Origin of the sequence: Amycolatopsis sp. NPDC005961, assembly GCF_040629235.1 — a bacterium.
GTDB lineage: Bacteria > Actinomycetota > Actinomycetes > Mycobacteriales > Pseudonocardiaceae > Amycolatopsis > Amycolatopsis camponoti.
Window position 1 is genome coordinate 166,244 of record NZ_JBEXVF010000006.1, and the last position, 15,279, is coordinate 181,522.

At 71.7% G+C, this 15,279-nt stretch carries 17 protein-coding genes; 6 read left to right on the forward strand and 11 right to left on the reverse strand.

Going from position 1 to position 15,279, the window contains the following annotated elements; translation table 11 throughout:
• Both ABZ342_RS08140 and ABZ342_RS08145 read right to left on the reverse strand, forming a co-directional pair.
• Positions 1-561 (reverse strand): hypothetical protein, encoded by a 561-nt coding sequence (locus ABZ342_RS08140; protein WP_360470105.1) that lies wholly within the window; start codon positions 559-561, stop codon positions 1-3.
• 51 nt (positions 562-612) lie between these two features.
• The gene (locus ABZ342_RS08145; RefSeq protein ID WP_360470107.1) at positions 613-1,035 is read right to left on the reverse strand and encodes a nuclear transport factor 2 family protein; all 423 of its coding nucleotides are present in this window, start codon (positions 1,033-1,035) and stop codon (positions 613-615) included.
• A gap of 85 nt (positions 1,036-1,120) precedes the next feature.
• Between ABZ342_RS08145 and ABZ342_RS08150 the strand changes: the two genes are divergently transcribed.
• Entirely contained in the window at positions 1,121-1,876 is a 756-nt protein-coding gene (locus ABZ342_RS08150; RefSeq protein ID WP_360470110.1) for a hypothetical protein, read from the forward strand.
• Here ABZ342_RS08150 and ABZ342_RS08155 read toward each other — a convergent pair.
• A complete protein-coding gene (locus ABZ342_RS08155) occupies positions 1,855-2,583 on the reverse strand; it encodes an AfsR/SARP family transcriptional regulator (RefSeq protein ID WP_360470113.1) in 729 nt (242 codons plus the stop codon). The two genes, ABZ342_RS08150 and ABZ342_RS08155, sit on opposite strands and share 22 nt — an antisense overlap.
• Before the next feature lie 112 nt (positions 2,584-2,695).
• Here ABZ342_RS08155 and ABZ342_RS08160 point away from each other — a divergent pair, with 112 nt between their 5' ends.
• A complete protein-coding gene (locus ABZ342_RS08160) occupies positions 2,696-3,406 on the forward strand; it encodes a serine/threonine protein phosphatase (protein WP_360470116.1) in 711 nt (236 codons plus the stop codon).
• Here ABZ342_RS08160 and ABZ342_RS08165 read toward each other — a convergent pair.
• The 3 genes from ABZ342_RS08165 to ABZ342_RS08175 all read right to left on the reverse strand — a co-directional run bounded on the left by ABZ342_RS08165 (position 3,403) and on the right by ABZ342_RS08175 (position 4,766).
• Entirely contained in the window at positions 3,403-3,882 is a 480-nt protein-coding gene (locus ABZ342_RS08165) for a DUF2127 domain-containing protein (protein ID WP_155545611.1), read from the reverse strand. The genes ABZ342_RS08160 and ABZ342_RS08165 overlap by 4 nt on opposite strands.
• 264 nt (positions 3,883-4,146) lie before the next feature.
• Complete coding sequence (locus ABZ342_RS08170; protein WP_360470120.1) at positions 4,147-4,593, reverse strand: hypothetical protein; 447 nt, start codon at positions 4,591-4,593, stop codon at positions 4,147-4,149.
• On the reverse strand, positions 4,563-4,766 hold the full coding sequence (locus tag ABZ342_RS08175) for a zinc finger protein (protein ID WP_360470123.1): 204 nt from the start codon (positions 4,764-4,766) through the stop codon (positions 4,563-4,565). Before ABZ342_RS08175 ends, ABZ342_RS08170 begins: the two co-directional genes overlap by 31 nt.
• A gap of 69 nt (positions 4,767-4,835) precedes the next feature.
• On the opposite strand from ABZ342_RS08175, the gene ABZ342_RS08180 reads away from it, so the two are divergent.
• On the forward strand, positions 4,836-5,669 hold the full coding sequence (locus tag ABZ342_RS08180; protein ID WP_360470126.1) for a helix-turn-helix transcriptional regulator: 834 nt from the start codon (positions 4,836-4,838) through the stop codon (positions 5,667-5,669).
• Positions 5,670-5,681: 12 nt separating this feature from the next.
• On the forward strand, positions 5,682-5,843 hold the full coding sequence (locus tag ABZ342_RS08185) for a DUF397 domain-containing protein (RefSeq protein ID WP_360470128.1): 162 nt from the start codon (positions 5,682-5,684) through the stop codon (positions 5,841-5,843).
• Here ABZ342_RS08185 and ABZ342_RS08190 read toward each other — a convergent pair.
• The gene (locus ABZ342_RS08190; protein WP_360470131.1) at positions 5,817-6,398 is read right to left on the reverse strand and encodes a TetR/AcrR family transcriptional regulator; all 582 of its coding nucleotides are present in this window, start codon (positions 6,396-6,398) and stop codon (positions 5,817-5,819) included. The two genes, ABZ342_RS08185 and ABZ342_RS08190, sit on opposite strands and share 27 nt — an antisense overlap.
• 48 nt (positions 6,399-6,446) lie before the next feature.
• Positions 6,447-8,777, reverse strand: coding sequence for a GH92 family glycosyl hydrolase (locus ABZ342_RS08195; RefSeq protein ID WP_360470134.1), 2,331 nt, complete (start codon positions 8,775-8,777; stop codon positions 6,447-6,449).
• Positions 8,778-8,894: 117 nt separating this feature from the next.
• Here ABZ342_RS08195 and ABZ342_RS08200 point away from each other — a divergent pair, with 117 nt between their 5' ends.
• Positions 8,895-9,701 (forward strand): MerR family transcriptional regulator, encoded by an 807-nt coding sequence (locus ABZ342_RS08200; RefSeq protein ID WP_360470137.1) that lies wholly within the window; start codon positions 8,895-8,897, stop codon positions 9,699-9,701.
• Positions 9,702-11,027, forward strand: coding sequence for an erythromycin esterase family protein (locus ABZ342_RS08205; RefSeq protein WP_360470140.1), 1,326 nt, complete (start codon positions 9,702-9,704; stop codon positions 11,025-11,027).
• Positions 11,028-11,057: 30 nt separating this feature from the next.
• Here the strand turns inward: ABZ342_RS08205 and ABZ342_RS08210 are convergent, their stop codons facing one another.
• The 3 genes from ABZ342_RS08210 to ABZ342_RS08220 form a co-directional block, all read right to left on the reverse strand.
• The gene (locus tag ABZ342_RS08210) at positions 11,058-12,506 is read right to left on the reverse strand and encodes an amidohydrolase family protein (protein WP_360470143.1); all 1,449 of its coding nucleotides are present in this window, start codon (positions 12,504-12,506) and stop codon (positions 11,058-11,060) included.
• A gap of 310 nt (positions 12,507-12,816) precedes the next feature.
• Entirely contained in the window at positions 12,817-14,373 is a 1,557-nt protein-coding gene (locus ABZ342_RS08215; protein ID WP_360470146.1) for an ABC transporter permease, read from the reverse strand.
• Positions 14,370-15,278, reverse strand: coding sequence for an ABC transporter ATP-binding protein (locus ABZ342_RS08220; RefSeq protein ID WP_360470148.1), 909 nt, complete (start codon positions 15,276-15,278; stop codon positions 14,370-14,372). The genes ABZ342_RS08215 and ABZ342_RS08220 overlap by 4 nt, the downstream gene beginning before the upstream one ends.
• Position 15,279 lies beyond the last annotated feature (1 nt).

Below are 15,279 nucleotides of genomic sequence, written 5' to 3' on the forward strand. Positions count from 1 at the left end.
TCACGCGATCCCGCGGGCTTCCCGGACGAACGTGTCGCGGTGGGAGCCGCGGAAGACGGTCGTCTCGACGAGCGCCTCGAAGTGCCGGTACCCGCCGAGGGCTTCGGCCTGGTCGAACGCCTCGGCCGCGGCGGCGGTCCCGTGGCTCCCGCACCCCGCGACGACCACGACCTCCGCGGTTTCCGGGGCGAAGGGGTTCGCGGCGCGGATGACCAGCCCGTAGTCGACGCGCGGTTCGCCGGCGTCGTCGTAGCGTGGCGAGGCCGCGAAGCCGGACTTGCGGTCGTAGACGGAGGAGCCGTTCTCGGCGAACCCGAGCGAGAGCACGCCGTCCAGCCGCTCGAGGACGCTGCCGGTCAGGGAATTACCGCCGATCAGGATGAGGTCTTCGCGGATCTCGTCTTCGGTGAGCGCGCCGGCCTCGACGAGCCGCACGGCCGAGCCGAGCTGAGCCTGCAGTTCGACCGCGGCCAGCAGGTCACCCTGGTCGACCACCCCCGTGTGGTCTCGGCACGCGCCGAACACCATGAGCGGCCGGAGGTCGTGCGGCAGTGGACCCATACCCGGCTCCTTCGGGTCGTTTCTCCGAAGTCGTCGCAGGTCAGCGGGTCGTTACGGCCGGAGCCGCAGGTGGTGGCCGACATCGCCGACGAGGTCGACCGTCACCCGGCGTTCGGTGAATCGCCACCCGTCCGCGGTGCGTGTGAACCGGTCCGCGTACCGGCCCGCCGCGATCGTCTGCAGCGGCAGCCCCGGCGCCGCCTGGAGCACCGTGAAGCAAGCGCGCCCGGACGCCGTGTCGCCGGACACCTCCAGCGCGATGTTCGTCGTCACGTGCTTGGTCCGCGGCGTCCCGTCCTCGTACACGATCACCGTGTCGCGCAGCATCCGCGCGACTTCGGCACCGCGGAAGGTCCCGCCGCCGCCCACGAACGTCCCGGCGGCGAACAGCGCGCCGACGCCGTCGAAGTCACCCGCGTCGACCAGCTCCGCGTACGTCACGACCAGGTTCTCGAGCGCGCGGTAGTCGTCCACGGAAAACGATCGTACAGAGAAAGTATGGAACCCTTCCGTACCGTGGCGGCGACGGCGGCAGGGGGCCGCCGACGGGGGTGAATCCATGACGCTCGATCGCCGGAACCTGCTCAAGCTCGGCGCGGCCGTGGCGGTCGCGAGCACCGCGCTCGTCACCGGCACGGCCGAAGCCGCCACGACGACCCTGCCGCCCGTGCCGGGCATGCTGGGTGATCGGAAAGCCAACGAACTCTGGTACCAGCTCGACGAAATCGCGCTGTACCACCCGGCCCAGGAGGTCCGGGACGCCTACGCGATCCTCTTCCCGTTCATCCAGCAGAACGCCCCGGAGGGCCTGCCCGCGAAGTGGCGGGCGCTGAGCCTCGAACCGGGCTACCCGCACAACTACGCCGAGTTCGTCAAGCCCCTCGAGCAGCCGCTCACCACGCTTTCGCGGCTCCAGCTCGGCAACTTCGACCGCTTCTACCGCGGCGACGAAGAGGGCCTCATAAAAGCCTTCGCGGCCTTCGGGCAGGGAATCCTGTTCGACCCGCGGCGGGCCGATGTCGAGTCCGAAGTGCACACCATGGACGGGGATCCGCCGTCGGGGTACCACTTCTGGCACGCCATCCAGCGCGCGCAGATGGTGCTGAACATCGACCGCCGCCGCTGGGCGCGGATCACGCCGATGCTCGGGTTCGCCTGGGCGCTGCAGTCGATCGCGAAGCCCGACCACCGGCACGTCAACCCGGGCCTGCCGCGGGACCAGGTCCGCGCGCAGGCCCGGTACTGGCTGCCGCGCTCGACCGCGGAACTGGACCGCGACTTCCGTTCGACGCCCTACCCGGACAGCACCCGCTGATACGCCGCCCGCAGCACGGGGCCCGGCGCGATCCCGAGCCGTTCGTCGAGGATCCGCCGGCCCCGGTGGTAGACCGCCACGGCGTCCGCCGACCGCCCGCTCGCGCAGAGCGCGGCCATGAGCAGCGCCCGTGCGCGCTCCCGCAGCGGGTGGTCGAGCACGAGGCCGGTGGCGTCCGGCACCGCCCGCAGGTGGTCGCCGGCCGCCACCTCGGCTTCGATCCGGCTCTCCAGGACGGCCAGCCGGAGCTCCTCGAACCGCGCCGACTCCCCCGCGCGAAGCGGTTCGGCGATGCCGGCCAGCACCGGACCACGCCACAGGTCGAGCGCGGAGCGGAACAACGCCGCCGCACGCGCGGCCTCGCCGGCACGCAGTTCGCCGTGCCCCGCGGCCGCCAGCCGCTCGAACTGCTCCGCGTCGACGGTGCCGCCGTCCGGGGCCAGCAGGTACCCGCCACCCGATCGGACGAGCCGCGCGGGCTGCCCGAGTCCCTTGCGCAGGCGGGAAACGTACGTGCACAGCTGCGCGTCGACCGTCGAAGGCCGCACGCCGTCCCACAGCAGCGAAATGAGCCGCTCATCGGCAACCACCCGGTCGCGCGCCAGCAGCAGCGCCGCCAGCAGCGTCCGCGGTTTCCGGCCGCCGAGCACGGCCGGGCGGCCGTCCGCGCGGATCACCGCCAGCGGACCGAGAATCCGGAACTCCATGCCCCACCCCGTTCCCAAGGTACCCGGACCGACACCGCCGGCACAGGAACGTCTCAGACTGCCCACAGGTTTAGCGCGGACCATGGAGAGCAGAGGGAACGAGGAGGCCGCGATGATCACGACACGACCGGAGTACCCGCGCTGGCACACCGCGAGCGCCCAGGGGCCGCGCTCGCTCAACGCGGATGCCGTTGGCGCCTACGCCGCGGCCGGTGGTCCCGGCATCGTGTTCGCCCTCGCCGACGGCGTCGGGGACGATCCCGCCGCCGCGCGGGCCGCCCGCACCGCCGCCGCGGCCGCCGCCCGCACGCCGGTCCACAAAGGACCGACCGAAGCCGTTCTCGCCGCGCAGCGCGCGGTTCGCGAACAGACCCTCGGGGATGCCGTGCTCGTCGTCGCCATGCCGGCCGAGCACGGCGGGTACCGCATCGCCTGGGTCGGCGACGCCCGCGCGTACGCCTGGGACGGCACCACGCTCGGCCGCCTGACCACCGACCACACCCTCGCCGAGTACTTCCGCGCCCGCCACCAGCCGGTGACCCCGCGGATGGAGCACGTCGTCACCACGAGCGTCCGCACGGCCGAGCCCGAGGAGATCGGCACGGCGGAAACGCCGAGCGCGGGGCTGCTGCTGACCAGCGACGGTGTCCACAAGCCACTGACCGGCAGCGGGATCCGCGCGGTGCTGGCCCGGCCGGGCGCCGGCGCGGCCGAGCTCGTCGAGGCCGCGCTCGCCCGCGGCGGTTCGGACAACGCGACCGCCCTCTACGTCGAACCCCTGGAGGCCGGCAGCACGACGGTGCGATTTCCCGTCGCCGCCTAGCGCTCCCGCCTGAGCTGCCGGTATTCGCGCAGCACCAGGACGATGATCACGACGTCGAGCGCGGCGAAGAACGGCAGCGCGATCGAGTGGGTGTGGATCGCCCGGATGATCTCGTAGACGACGAACGCCGCGAGGACGACCGCCGCGACCGGGTACGCCCGGACGATCTTGCGCGCCAGCGCCCAGACCAGGCCGAGCTTGATCAGGCCGTGGGCGAGCAGGTACGCGACGGCGAACGTCTTCGTGTCGCCGTGGAGGAAGTTCTCCGTCGCCGACTCCAGGTGGCGCGCGAGGGTGCCGGACGGGTCGCCCAGCAGGTCGCGGGTGATGACCGCGTGGGTGAACCCGCTGACGGTCGACGCGGGGATGAACGCGAGGATCAGCGCCCCGACGACCTGCAACGCGCCGTCGAGGCCCTTGATCGCGATCGCGATCCGGAAGAACCTCTCGGTCGCGTTCGTCTTCGCTTCGGCCATGGGTGCCTCCTCTCACCCTCACTCTGCCTCAGCTGCGGTGCGTCCGCACCCGGGAACAACACAGGCGCAAACGGGGCATATACCGGTCAATCCTCGGAAACGGCATGGAATGCATTGCCGGCGCATCAAGATCATCCCTGTGCTGTGATTTCCGTTCGCCGGTGAAGAAGAGGAGCGCGGAGGGCCGCCGGGAGGCGCTCGCGTTGTTCGAGCGCTTTCACGACGCTCGCGCGCGGCGGCACTTCGACCGCCTGGCCACGATGCTCACGAGCTGATCCGGCTCAGGCACCTTGCGCACCGTTCGTGCCGGGCTGTCCGGCCCGACGGGTCGGTGCCGTAGAACGGGAAGCACGCCGCGCCGCAGACGGCCAGGAAGATCGGCCCGCACCGGAGGGGGTGCGGGCCGACCTGGTGGGCGACGGCCAGTGCGCGCCGCCGTGCGCCCGCTTCGGGGAGCCAGCCGTGGTCCGGGAGGGTGGCCCGGACCCGGGCGTCCAGCTCGTCGGCGCGGGCGACGAGGTCCGCGCCCAGCTCGGCGAGCCGTTCGCCGAGGTCGCGGAGGATGTCCGGCCGCGGTGTCTCGTCGTCCAGGGTGCGCGCCAGCCACGAGACGTCGGGGCCGAGCGAACCGTGCAGGTCGCGGACGCGCTCGACCAGCCGCTGGTCCCGGTCGGCGCCGGTCAGCACCGAGCCAGCCACGCTTTCCGGCATTCGGCACAGGTCGGGTCGAACCAGTGCCCGCCGAGCTGCGGAACGTCGCGCACCGCGACGGTCACCTCTTCCCCGCACAAGGCCTCGAACCGTTCTTCCGGACGCGGCGGGAAAGCCCCGTCGAGCGCATGACGCTTTCCTTCCGCCTGTTGCCACCTCAACATGACGTCCATTCAATCTGTCCGATCCGGTTGACACCAAGACATCGAGAGGGTGATGGACGGGGTTCGTATCATCGGCGCATGAAAGCGACTTCTTCCACCCCACGCGCTCGCGCGTTGGCCGCCGGGCTGCGCGAAGTACGCGAAGCGCACGGAGTGGGGTTGCGCCAGCTGGCGCGCATACTCGGCTTCGCGCCGCAAGTGCTGTCGTTGTGGGAGAAGGGGTTGAGGTTGCCCTCGGTGGCGGACGTGGCGCTCATCCTCGGCTTCTTCAAAGTCCGCGGCGAAAAGCAGAAATATCTGCTAGAATTGGCCAGGACGGCGAAAGAGCGGGATTGGGTCACGCCGGGCACGCCCGAAATCAGCCCGGAGCTTTCCGGATTGGTCGAGTGCGAACGGTCCGCCACGAAAATCACCGCGTGGGCCTGCACGCTCATTCCCGGAATTCTGCAGACACCCGACTACGCGCGAGCGATTCTTGACAATTCCGACCTCACGCGAAGCCAGGCCGATGCCCACCTGGTCATGCGACTCGAACGGCAGAAGATGCTCACCCGGGCCGAACCGGTCCAGTACCGGGCGATCATCGGCGAGCGCGCCTTGCGCGAGCCGGTCGCCGGCGAGGACATCCTGTCCGACCAGATGGACCACCTGCTCGCGATTGCCGAGCGACCCCACGTTTCGCTGCGGGTGCTGCCCACCGAGGCCGGCTACCACCCCGGCATGCTCGGCTCCTTCTTCCTCTACGAATACGAGGACTCACCCCCGATCGCGCTGCTCGAACACGCCTACTCGAGTGCTTTCCTGCACGCGGACGAGCACATCCGCTCGTACCTGAGGCTTGCTAAAGTGTTGGCGGAGAGAGCTTTGAGCGAATCTGCCTCGCGTGCGCTGATCGCGGAGGCAGCGAGATAGCCGAGGAGCCGAATGCAAGCCTGGCGCAAGTCCAGCCACAGCGGCGGCAATTCCGAGTGCGTCGAGGTGGCGATCGAACGCACCGTCGGGGTGCGGGACAGCAAGGCGCCGGCCGCCGGTCAGCTCACCGTGTCGCGTCGGGCCTGGTCAGCGGCCCTTCGCCGGCTCCGCTGAGGTCTCCGCCTCCACCACGTCCTGCGCGAACGCGACCGCCGCCTTGGCCGCGTCGTCGCCGAAGATCGGGCCGTTCGCGTACAGGCCGTCGATGATCAGCAGCACCCGGGCGGCCAGCCGCTCGGGGTCGGCCGCCGACGTCTCCGCCGCCAGGTCGCGCAGCTGCGCCCGCGCCCGCACCAGGTACTCCACCGCCACGCGGTGGGCCGGGTGCCGCCGCTCGGGGAACTCCGCCAGGGTGGCGCGCAGCGCGCACCCGCGCGAGCCGGGCTCGGTCGCCCGCACCCCGGCCGCGCGCACCAGCTCGACCAGCTGCCGCTCGGGGATGTCCGCGGCCGCCTTCGCGCCGTCCAGGAGCGCGTCCCAGCGGGTGGCGCAGCGCCTCAGGTACGCCACCACCAGGTCGTCCTTGCTCGCGAAGCACATGTAGAGCAGGTTCTTGCCGCAGCCGCACTCGTCGATGATCCGCTGCAGCCCCACGGCGTGCACCCCGTGCCGGTCGAACAGCCGCGTGGCGGTTCCGAGGATGCGTTCACGGGCGTCCGGCGTCGGCATGCGGGGGATCGTACGGCCTCCCCGGGCGCCGGGGAGGCCGTCACGCGATCACATCGACGGCGGTGCCGACTTCGTCCCCCAGCTCGTGGGGGTGTCACTCAGCCGGAACTGGATCTTGCCCGCGCGGAGCAGGTCCGCGTGGGAGATCCAGCTGCGGTCGTAGCCGCGGTGTCCGACCTGGACGTCCTTTGTGTACTGCAGCTTCGCCGCGCTCGCGCCGGGGGCTTCGATCTCGATCTTGCGCCCGCCTTCCGGGTGGATCTCGACCTTCTCGAACATCGGCGTGCTGAGCAGGTACGTCCCGGAGCCGGGCTGGGCTTCGAAGACGCCGGCCATGCCGAAGACGAGCCACGACGAGATGGTGCCGAGGTCGTCGTTGCCGGGCATGCCGTAGGGCGTGTCGGTGAAGAGCGTCCGCGCCGCGCGCAGCACGGCCGAGGTCTTCCACGGCGCGCCGGTCCAGCTGTACATCCAGGGCGCGTGCAGGTCGGGCTCGTTGTTCGGGTTGAAGGCGAAGTTGTTGTGGTAGTCGTACGCGCCGTGGACCCAGGAGTCCGCGGCGGCCTTCGCCGGGTCGCTCAGCAGCAGCGGCAGGTCGAAGAACGTGTCGAGCCGCTTCTCCGCCTGGCCCGCGCCGCCCATCAGGCCGAACAGCTTCGCGGTGTCCTGCTGGGCGAGCCACTGGTACTGCCACGGCGTGCCCTCGTGGAAGCCGGTGGACTGCGCCGGGTCGGGGTTGCCGACGCCGGTGCCGTCCGCGGCCTTCGTGCGCGGGAAGCCGGTGAAGCCGTGGGATTCGACGCTGCCGTCCCACAGCTTGGTGAAGTTCCCACAGCGGGCCTGGAGCGTCTTGGCCTTGTCCCGGTACCCGAGCCCTTGCGCCATGGTGGACAGCGCGCAGTCGGCGAGGGCGTACTCGAGAGTCGCCGAACCGGCCTGGCGGGTGTCGCCGTAGGTGTAGCCGGGCAGGTCCTGGTAGCCGATCCAGCCGTTCTTCACGTAGGTCGGGTTGCCGTCGCGACCGCGGAAGATCGACTGGTCCGCCGGCACCTCGTTGGCGTTGCGCCACAGCGCGTCGAACAGCTGGCGCGCGGTCTTGTCGTCGAGGAGGCCACGGCGGTAGTTGTCGACGACCCAGGGCGTGACGGGGTCGCCGCTCATCACGTTCGTCTCGCCGCCGGCGAGCGCCCAGCGGGGTACCCAGCCGCCGTCCTGGTAGATCTCGAGGACGGACTTGGTCATGTCCGCGGCCTTGTCCGGGTGCAGGAGCGCGACCAGCTGGTTCTGCGAGCGGTAGGTGTCCCACAGCGAGAACATCTGGTAGTAGGTGTCCCGGCTGCGGTGCACGGCGTCGTCGAAGCCGCGGTAGGAACCGTCCACATCGGACCCGACGGACGGGTGCAGCAGCGACCGGTACAGCGCGCTGTAGTAGGTCCGCTGGTCGGCGGTCGTCCCGCCGGCGACGCGCATGCGGTTCAGCTCGTCCGCCCAGGTGTCGTGGGCCTGCTTCTCGGCCTTGTCGAACGACCGGGGCTGTTCGGTGGTGCGGTTCAGCCTCGCGCCGTCGACGGAGGTGTAAGAGAGGCCGACGGACGCACCGACCTGGCTCTTGTCGGAGCCGAAGGTGAGCCAGGCGCCGGTGCGCTGGGAGCCGAGAGTGGCGTCGCGCTGGTTCGGCGTCAGCTTGTTGTCGGTCCAGGTGCCGAAGCTGGTGAACGCGCGGTCGAACTTGGCGCTGAAGAAGACCTTGTAGCGTTCTTTCTGGGTCTCCCAGCAGAAGTTGCCGCCCTGCAGCCAGCCTTCGACGGTGTCGTCGCCGACGACGTGGACGTCGCCGGCGTAGGTGTAGCCGTTGCTCTCGCCGACCTCGATGAGGACGTTCTCGCTGATGGCGCCGGCGGGGAAGGTGTAGCGGTGCTGGCCGGTGCGCTGGGTGGCGGTCAGCTCGGCTTCGATGCCGTTGCCGAGCTTGACGCCGTAGTACCCGGGCCGGCGGGTCTCGTCGGCGTGGCTGAACTTCGCCCCGTACCGGGCGGGGTCCGAGCTGGTGACGGCGCCCGTGGTGGGCATGAACCGGAAGTTGCCCATGGTCTGGCAGCCGACGCCGGAGAGGTGGGTGTGGCTGAAGCCGAGGGTGGTGTCCTGCGCGTAGTCGTAGGACGCGTACTTCTTGAGCTGGGTGTCCGGGCTGAGCTGCACCATGCCGAAGGGGGTGGTGGCGCCCGGGAAGGTGGTGCCGTCCCCGTTGTTGCCGATCGAGGTGTCGACGAGGGTGGTGGGGTCGTCGGCGAACCTGGTCTTCGCTTCGGCGGGCGTCGCGAGGGCCACGGTGGTGGCTCCCGCGAGCAGGGTGGCAAGGACGCGCGTCCGCGCTCTCATCCGTTTCCTCCTGACAACGTTGTCACTGATCCGGGGTGATCTTTTCCGTTGTCCGGTGGACAAAGCAAGCCCGGAAAGCCTTGAACCTGACGCGACGTCAGGTTTTACGGTCGAGGCGTGAGCGAACGCAGGTGGAGCATCGGGGAGCTGGCCCGGGCCAGTGGCGTCACGGTGCGCACCCTGCACCACTACGACCGGATCGGCCTGGTCTCGCCGGCCGAGCGGACTCCGGCCGGGCACCGGCGGTACGTCGAGGCCGACGTGCGCCGGCTCTACCGGGTGCGGACCTTGTGCGGGATGGGGCTTTCCCTGGACGAGGTGGCCGTCGTGCTGCGGAACGCGGCCGACGACCTCGGCTCGTTGCGGGGCCTGCTGACCGCCCAGCTCGCCGACCTGGAGGCCCGGGCCGCGCGCGTCGAGGAGTCGGCCCAGCGGCTCCGGGGCCTGCTCGCCCGGCTGGCCGAAGCGGCCATGCCGGCACCGGAGCAGTTCCTCGCCGCCCTGGAGCCGATGTCCGTCGAGGCCGGCCGGTACCTGTCCGCCGCCCAGCTCGAGACGATCACCGGACGAGCCGCGCGGCTGGGCGGCGGCGCGATCGAGACCCTGAAGACCGAGTGGCTCGAGCTCTTCACCCGGCTTCGGCGGCACCTGCTCGACGGGACCCCGGTCGACGCTCCGGCCGTGCAGGAGCTGGTCGCGCGCTGGCGCGCGACGGCGGCCGCGTTCCACCCCGGCGACCGCCGGTTCGAGGCGGCGACCACGGCGCTGTGGGAGGACAACCGGGCCGGGCTGGGCCGGGACCTCGACGAGCGGCTCGGCTGGGCCGGTCCGGGCGGCGCCGCCGAGGTCGTCGACTACCTGCGCAAGGCCCGTGCCGCAGGCGAAGACCCTGCCGAAGACGCTCCCGAAGAAAAGGACGAGTGAATGGACGCCGACATCACCGGGTGGCTCCGGGAGAACGTGGTCCGCCTGCGGACGCTCGAGCCGGACTCCGGCTACGACGAGCTCGAGCCGCTGCGCGACATCGTCGGCGACGCTCGCGTCGTGGCCGTCGGCGAGAGCACGCACCGGGTGCACGAGTTCTACCAGCTGCGCCACCTCGTGACCCGGTTCCTCGTCGACGAGCTGGGGTTCACCGGGTTCGCGATGGAGTCCGGCTTCCCGGAGGGCTGGGCGGTCCACGACTGGGTGCTCGGCGGCGACGGCGACCTGGACGAGCTCCTGCGCACCGGGATCACCTACCACATGGGCAAGTGCGCGGAGATGCGTGACCAACTGGTCTGGCTGCGCGAGCACAACCGCACGCACGACCGCAAGATCCGCTTCTACGGCATGGACGTGCCCGACTCCAGCGCGTCCGCTCGGCCCGGGGTCACGGCCGCCTTGGCCTTCCTGGACGAGGCGGACCCGGCCTACGCCGCGGCGGCCCGCAAGACCCTGCTGCCGCTGTTCGGCTACCTGCCATCCGATCGGAGCGGGCTCGCCTGGGCCGCCCCCGCGATCCACGCCTACCTGGCGCTCGACACCGCCCACCGCCACGAGCTGACCGCCCGGATCGGCGAGCTGACCGAACGCCTGCGCGCCCTGCGCGTCCCCTACTCCACTGTGGACGCGACCGGGGCCGACATCGCGCTGCAGTGCGCGGTCAACGCGAGGTACGCCGACGCCTTCCTGGCCAACATGGCCGCCGCGCCGGGACGCACCTACCGGGGCGCCAACGTCCGGGACGCGGCGATGGCCGACAACGTCGAGTGGATCCTCGGCCGGGAGGACCGCATCGTCGTCGGGGCCGCCAACGGGCACGTGCAGCGCTCGCCGTACCGCGTGCCGCCGATCATCAACGAGGAGCAGGTCATGCTCGGCCAGCACCTGGCCCGCTCGCTCGGCGACCGGATGGTGGTCATCGCGACCACGTACGACGGCGGTCGCGTGTTCGGCCACCGAGCGTTGCCCGACGGGCCGGCCGGCCACACCGAAGTGTTTTACGAGGACGTCGCGCCCTTCACCGAACCGGGCAGCCTCGATGTCCTGCTCGCCGGCGCCGGTGCCCCGCTCGGCCTGCTCGACCTGCGCGACGTCCCGAGCGACGGCAAGGTGGCCCGCCGCTTCGCCGAGATCGACGGCCTCCGGCAAGGACCGTACAAGCAGCTGGTGGACCCGCTCGCCGCGTTCGACGCCGTCGTGCACATCGACAAGATCACGCCTTGGCACACCTTCATCGACGCGCCGGACCCTGGCGAGGGCCGGTGATCGCGGGTGCGTGGAACCGGTTCGCCGGGGTCAGCTCTGGTGCGTGACGTGACCGCCGAGGATCGTCGCCGTCACCGGGAGGGCCCGGAGGTCCGCGGCCGACAACGTCGACGGGTCGGCCGCCGTCACCATCAAGTCCGCCACGTCACCCACGGAAACCCCGCGACGGCCGCCCGAAGACGCCGCCAGTGCGTCGGGGAACGGGATGGACTCCTCCGGGTGCCACGCCGGGCGGTCGTCGTCCGTGCGGAACACCGCCGACGCGATGCCGTCCCACGGGTCCAGCGGTGCCACCGGTGCGTCCGACCCGAATTCCAGGCGGGCACCCGATTCCAGCAGCGAGCGGTACGGGAACGCGCGGGACGTCCGGCCGTGCCAATGGCGGTCGGCGACGTCGCGGTCGTCCGGCTGGTGCGCCGGCTGGACCGCCGCGATCACGCCCAGCTCGGCGAACCGCTGGACGTCGGAAGCCGAGAGCAGCTGCGCGTGCTCGATCCGGCCGGGACAGCCGACCTCTTCGAACGCGTCCAGCGCGATCGTGTTCGCGTGGTCGCCGATCGCGTGGACCGCCGGGAGCAGGCCGTGCGAGAAAGCCCGCTCCATCAAGGGAACCAGCTCGGCCGGCGGGAGTTCGAGGAGCCCCGGCGAATCCCCGCCGGGATAGGGGTCGTGGCAATAAGCCGAGCGCGTGTTGAGTGAGCCGTCCACGAAGAGCTTGAACGGGCCCACCGTCAGCAGCCCGTCCGAATCCGGGAGGACATCACCCGTGCGGTGGCCGCGCTCGATCGTCTGGTCCAGCAGGAACCTGGCGATCACGCACGAGATCCGGGCCGCCGGGGCACCTCGGCGCGTCCAGTCCGCGACCGTGTCCGCGTATTCGTAGTCGACGATCTGCGTCACTCCGCGGGCTGCCGCCGCGGCCACCGCCTCCGCCACCCACTGATCCTGGACGTCGATCGCGGCCGTCGGGAGCTGGGCCGTCGCGCTCATGCAGTCGTTCTCCAGCAGCACGCCCGTCGGGTGGTCGCGGCCGATCAGCTTCAGCGCCGCCGGGCTCAGCCACAGCGTGTGCAGGTCCGCGCTGAACAACGCCACCGCCCGCCCCGGCAGCGCCCGCTGCAGCAGGTCCTTGTGCGGCCGGTCCGGCCAGAGCGCGTCGCGGAACCCGGCGCCCACGACCAGTTCCGTCTGCCGCGCCGGTGTCGCCAGCAGGTGCGCCAGCAGCAGCTCGATCGCCTCACCCGCCGACCGCGCCGCGTCGAGGGGGATCCGGCGGCGGGACGTCGCCCACTGCACCAGGTGGACGTGCGCGTCGACCAGTCCCGGCAGCAGCGTGCCACCGTGCCCGTCGACGACCCGCGCCGCGAACCCGGCCGACCCCGGCTCGGTGATCGCCGTGACGCGGCCGTCGTTGACCCGGACGTCCGCGAGCTCCCCGCCGAGCCCCGGCCGCACGCGGCGCAGCAGTAGATCATCCATGCGGACAACCTTGCCAGCCGGACCCGTCCGGGTGAAGCACGGAGTGAGATGGGAATGAGATGGGTACTAGCTACCGTTGTAAGAGATGGCAGCCGTCGCCCGCCGAAGGGTCAGGGCCGGTCCATGGGCGCCGCCCTCATAAGCCGCGCAGGGTTCGACTCCCTCGGTTGCCACGCGATGCTCGGGGCGAGGCCTGTTCGCGGAAAGCGCGAACCGGGCCTCGCCTCGCGGTGTCTCCCGGGGGTCGAACCCCCGGACCCCCGCCAGGGGGCAAGCCCCCTGGACCCCCGGCCGTGGTTGCGTCTCGCTGTCAGCCCACCGGGATGTCGCGCCTTCGCAACGCTGCCAGGCCTCCCGCGCCGGCCGCGAGGGCGATTGCCACCAGCCAGAGCACCGGTGTCACCGAGAACGTGCCGCCCGGCAGCCTCGGCAGGTGCTGGAACGGGGAGATCCCCAGCACCACGTCGTTCCACCGCAACGCCGTTCCCACCAGCGACAGCAGCAGGAACGCGCCCAGCAGCCCCCACGCCGCCGCCGCGAAGCGCGGGACGAAACCGATCAGCAACGCCGCCAGCCCGGCCAGTACCCACACCGCCGGCAGCTGGGTCAGCGCCGCCGGGACCAGCGAAGCGCCGTACGCCGACCCCATCGCCAAACCCGTGACAGCCAGCAGGAACGCCGAGCCCAGCACCGCGAACGTCAGGTGCGCCAGGGCCCAGCCGGTGCGGCCGACCGCTGTCGCCAGCAGTGGTTCCGCCCGGCCCGCCGCCTCTTCCGCGCGCAGCTTCAGCGTCGCCTGCACCGCGTAGCCTGCCGCCGCCAGGCCGAACAGCGTCATCGTCCCCGCCAGGTACGCGTCCGTCACCGCGCCTCCGCCGCCGACGCGCGAGAACACGTCCGCGACGGCCTTGTTGTCGCGCATCATCTCCGCGACGTTCTTCCCGACCCCGCCCATCAGCAGCCCGATCAGTGCCAGGCAGACGGTCCAGACCAGCAGCGTCCCCCGCTGCAGCCGCCAGGCCAGCGCCAGCGGGGACCGCAGAGACGCCTTCGCCGTCGCCCGCCCCAGCCGGGCCGGGAGGAGCGCCGCGCCGAGGTCCCGTCGCGCGGACAGCGCGACCGCCAGGACCACCAGCGCGCCGGTCGCGAGAACGCCCAGGGCGAGCACCCACCACTGCTCCCCCGCGAACGGCCGCAGCCGGTGCGCCCAGCCGATCGGCGACAACCACGCGACCCAGCCCGCCGAGCCGCTGCTGTCGCCCGCCGCCCGCAGCAGGAACGCCAGGACCAGCACGCCGATCCCGATCCCCCGCGCGCCGCTCGCACCCCACGTCAGCTGCGCGGCGACCGCGCCGACGCCGGCGAACACCCAGCCCGCCAAGGAAAACCCGAGACCCAGCGCCAGCGCACCGGCGAAGGGGGCACCCTGCGCGGCGAGGCCGAACCCGACCAGGAGCCCGTACGCCAGGCACGCGCCACAGGCGGCGATCACCGCCGCCGCCAGACCCGCGTGCCGCCCGACGACGGTCGCGCCGGTCAGCTCCCGGCGGCCCGCCTCCTCCTCGGCCCGGGTGTGCCGGACGACCGTCAGCAGCGCGATCAGCCCGACGACGACCGGGACGAACCCGCACTGCCACGCCAGGAGATTCCCCACCGACGAGCCGTACAGCGGCCCGTTGCGGACGACGAAGGTCGCGCTGGAGGCGTTGAGGTCGTAGAAGTGCTGCCGCGACGCCGCATCCGGGTAGGCCGCCTTGATCGACGACAGGTAGCCCATCGGCGCGACCGCCAGGCAGACGATCCACAGCGGCATCAGCCACCGGTCCCGGCGCAGCACCAGCCGCAGCAGCGACCAGGTCCCCGTCATCGCGCTGCTCCGACCGGCTCGTCGTGGCGGTAGTGACGCAGGAACAGCTCCTCGAGCGTCGGCGGACGGCTCACCAGGTTCCGCAGCCCGGCCTCGGCGAGGTGGCGCATCACGTCGTCCAGCGAAGCCTGGTCGACCGACAGGTGGACGTGCGAGCCGTACGTGCTCAGGTCGTGGACGCCCGGCAGTGCGCCCAGGTCCGCGGGGACGTGCGCGAGCGAGGCGTCGATCGTGATCCGGCCCAGGTGCCGCAGCTCGTCCAGGGTGCCCGACTCGACGGTGCGCCCGGCCCGGATGATCGTGACGCGGTCGCACAGCGCCTCGACCTCGGACAGGATGTGCGAGGACAGCAGCACGGTCCGGTCACCGCGCTCCCGCTCCTCCTCGACGACCTGCCGGAACACCTCCTCCATGAGCGGGTCGAGCCCGGACGTCGGCTCGTCGAGCACCAGCAGCTCCACATCGGACGCCAGCGCCGCGACGAGCGCGACCTTCTGCCGGTTGCCCTTCGAGTACGTCCGGCCCTTCTTGCGCGGGTCGAGGTCGAAGCGCTCGATGAGTTCCGCGCGCCGCTCGCCGTCCAGCCCGCCGCGCAGCCGGCCGAGCAGGTCGATGACCTCGCCGCCGGTCAGGTTGGGCCAGAGCGTGACGTCGCCCGGCACGTACGCGAGCCGCCGGTGCAGCTCGGTCGCGTCGGTCCAGGGGTTCCCGCCGAGCAGGGTGGCGCGGCCGCCGTCGGCCCGCATCAGCCCCAGCAGGACGCGGATCGTGGTGGTCTTGCCGGCGCCGTTCGGCCCGAGGAAGCCGTGCACCTCGCCGGTGTGGACGGTCAGGTCGAGCCCGTCGAGGGCTTTCGCCGCGCCGAACGCCTTGGTGAGGCCGTCGGCGGTGATCGCTTCGGCCATC